The organism is Streptomyces sp. NPDC020192 (assembly GCF_044388685.1).
Classification (GTDB): Bacteria; Actinomycetota; Actinomycetes; order Streptomycetales; family Streptomycetaceae; genus Streptomyces.
This window is the reverse complement of sequence record NZ_JBIRXG010000103.1, coordinates 1-2,790: the sequence shown is the minus strand read 5'-3', so window position 1 is coordinate 2,790 and position 2,790 is coordinate 1. Positions and strand designations below refer to the sequence as shown.

Below are 2,790 nucleotides of genomic sequence, written 5' to 3'. Positions count from 1 at the left end.
AATGACCATTAGCCTTCTCGGATGATCTGCTGACGCCTGCTCACCCCCCGTCGACTGCGTGTCGCTACGAAAGCCATGACCGATCCGTGGTACGACAGCGGCAGTGCCAAAGCCTGCTCGTCGTACAGCCCGGCACGAGATCGCAGAGTGCAAGAGATCACCTCGTGGATCATGCGGCCTCGGGAGACGCTCACCGAAAGCCAGGACGAGCGGCTGCTTCAAGTCCGGCTCGCCTGCCCGGACATCACTCGGGCCTGCGACCTCGCCCGCGCCTTCGCCGACATGGTCCGCCACCAGCGCGGATACCTCCTGCTGGGATGGATCCGGCAGGCCGAACAGGACGCACCGAAGCCCATGCAGGGCTTCGCCGGCTTCCTACGCCAGGACCTCGACGCCGTCACTGCCGGACTCACCCTGTCCTGGAGCTCCGGGGTCGTCGAAGGGCATGCAATGAGGGTGAAAAAGCTCAAGAGGGCTATGTACGGCCGAGCCTCGCACGAACTCCTCCGGACGCGGATCCTCACCCAGCCATGAGGGCTCTGGCACATGCTCGACTCATGCGACGAGCCTGGTGGCAAAGGCCGCGATCAGGGCGTCCGCCCTCAGCAGCAGCTCAGGGTTGCAACGTGCAATTCGAGGTGGTGGTCCGATCCGACGAGTGGATAGCTGTACCAGCGATCCGGTTGCTCATCATCGGTGGCCTCAAGGCCGAGTTCGACCGTCTGTCAGTCGGTGCCATCAAAGTCGTACCCGGCGTAACGTGCCAAGAGAGCCAAGAAGGGCTGGACGTTCTCGTTCCAGATCCAGCCCTCTACCGCGCGTTCCCGGTCGCTCTCTGCCATCCAGCCAGAGTGCCACATGCGGCACGTTCGCTCCCTGCCATATGTCCGTTCACGGAACTGCGGACAGAGCCTTGAAAATCCCCACCACTCGCTCCGACGATGGCCAGACCTGCTCGCTTCGGTTTCCCGCCCGTGGGGTGAGTTGGTCGACGGCTGGAAGGTGCGTAAGGCGTCAGTTCTCCTGGCTGTGGCGGGCCTTGTGGACGGGTTGGCGGCCACCGAGGCCGGCTGGGGCCGCGGTCAGCGCCGCGAGAACGATCAGCGTCGCGGCGGTCATGCAGGCGGTCTGCGCGGCGGAGGGCAGGAGCACAGCGTTGGGGCCGACCTGCAGGAGCGCGTACAGGCCCATGCCGGCCGGAACGCCGATCGCGGCCGCGGGCAGGGCCGGCAGCAACTGGGCCGCGATCAGTCCGGTGGTGACCTGCCCCGGAGTGGCGCCCAGCGTGCGGGCGACGGCCAGAGAACGGCGTGCGTCGAGGGCGGCGTTCCAGGCGGTGGCCGCGGCGTTGACTCGCCGTCAATATCGAACACCTCAGCACCCAGGAACCCACCGACACGACCCTCCGTGCACGAGTGCCGGGGTCGCCATGGTCACCAGCGAAGATGGGCCAACCCTCACCGGCGGCTTGGCACCACCTGCACAACCTACGGGTCCACGAACCGACCACCAGTGGCAGTCACACTGGGTGGCGCGGGGCTCGGGCTGGTGGCAGTGGGACGGCGCAGGTGCGGATAGCGGCGGTAGCCGACGCCCTTCTCGGTCGGCTCGCCAAACGCCTCGGGGTGCAGGTAGGTGCCGTGCTCCTCCTCGGGCTTGTCCTCCTCCTCGGCCAGCGGGTGGGCCAGGGCCCAGGCGTCCGCGCGGACGCCCGTCACCTGCCAGCAGACCTCGAGCCCCGACGGGCCGCCCCGGATGTCGAAGCCGTCCCCGGTGTCGTGGCGTGCAACGTGGATGTTCGGTGCCGGGGCGTCGAGCGGAGTGAGCTGGAAGCGCAGATCGGTGTTGAGCGCGGTGAACCAGGACGGGAGGGTCACCGTTCCCTCACCCTGGTCGTCGAGGACGGCTACTCCGTCGTACATGTTCTTCCGCTCGGAGGATTCCACGAAGGAGTGCGAGAGAACCCGGTGCTCCGGATCCTGCGGGTGGTCGATCTGGAAGCCGCCGCCCTGGTTGAACAGATGGCCGGACACGCGGACATCGCCCTCGAAAAGGGCCGCGTTCCCCCCATTGGCGAGCAGCGCGGTACCGGCGACATCCGAGACGGCGGCGTAGACACCGACGCCGGTCGTCGCGACGCCCAGCACGCCGGTGCCAGTGCCTTGTGCCTCCACACCCGTCCCCTCCTCGGCCCGTGCAAAGACCGCTGTCCCAGAGAGCGTGGCGCCCTGCAGCCCCGGCTGGCCGGCCGCGCCCCTACCCATCACCCCGGGGCCCTGCGAGCTGCTGCCGAACACCCCGGCGGAGCCACCACCGTCGCTGTGGCCGAACACCCCGTTGTTCTGGGCGCTTGTCCCCATGACTCCGGGGCTCTGCCCGCTGTTCCCCGACACACCCGGACCGTCCTGGCCCGCCCCGGAAGGATCCACCCCGCTACCGAACACCCCCGCCCCCACGCCCTGCCCGGACACCCCGAAGCCCTGCGTACTCACCCCGGACACTCCCGGGCCCGCCGTGCCCTGCCCGGACACCCCGGCACCCTGCGCGCTCGTGCCGGAGACCCCGGGGCCGGCCGTCCCGGAACCGGACACCCCGGCACCCTGGGCGCTCGTCCCCGACACGCCGGGGCCGGCCGTGCCCGCGCCGGACACACCCGGCGACGCACCCCCGCCCTGCCCGAACACCCCGACGCCCTCCGTACTCACCCCAGGCACACCCGAACCGGCAACACCCGACCCGAACACCCCCGCCGCCTGCGCACTCGCCCCGAACACACCCGGACCGGCCGAC

Annotated in this window: 1 protein-coding gene and 2 pseudogenes; 1 reads left to right on the top strand and 2 read right to left on the bottom strand. The window is 69.5% G+C overall.

The annotated features are described in order from the left end of the window. The first annotated feature begins 75 nt into the window (after window positions 1-75). On the top strand, window positions 76-534 hold the full coding sequence (locus tag ACH47Z_RS46995; RefSeq protein ID WP_399086744.1) for a transposase: 459 nt from the start codon (window positions 76-78) through the stop codon (window positions 532-534). A 480-nt stretch (window positions 535-1,014) separates the two neighbouring features. On the opposite strand, the pseudogene ACH47Z_RS46990 reads toward ACH47Z_RS46995, so the two are convergent. Together ACH47Z_RS46990 and ACH47Z_RS46985 are read right to left on the bottom strand one after the other, a co-directional pair. After that, window positions 1,015-1,329, bottom strand: a pseudogene (locus tag ACH47Z_RS46990) (FtsX-like permease family protein); the annotation flags it as partial. A gap of 158 nt (window positions 1,330-1,487) precedes the next feature. Next, a pseudogene (locus ACH47Z_RS46985) lies at window positions 1,488-2,790 on the bottom strand (hypothetical protein); the annotation flags it as partial.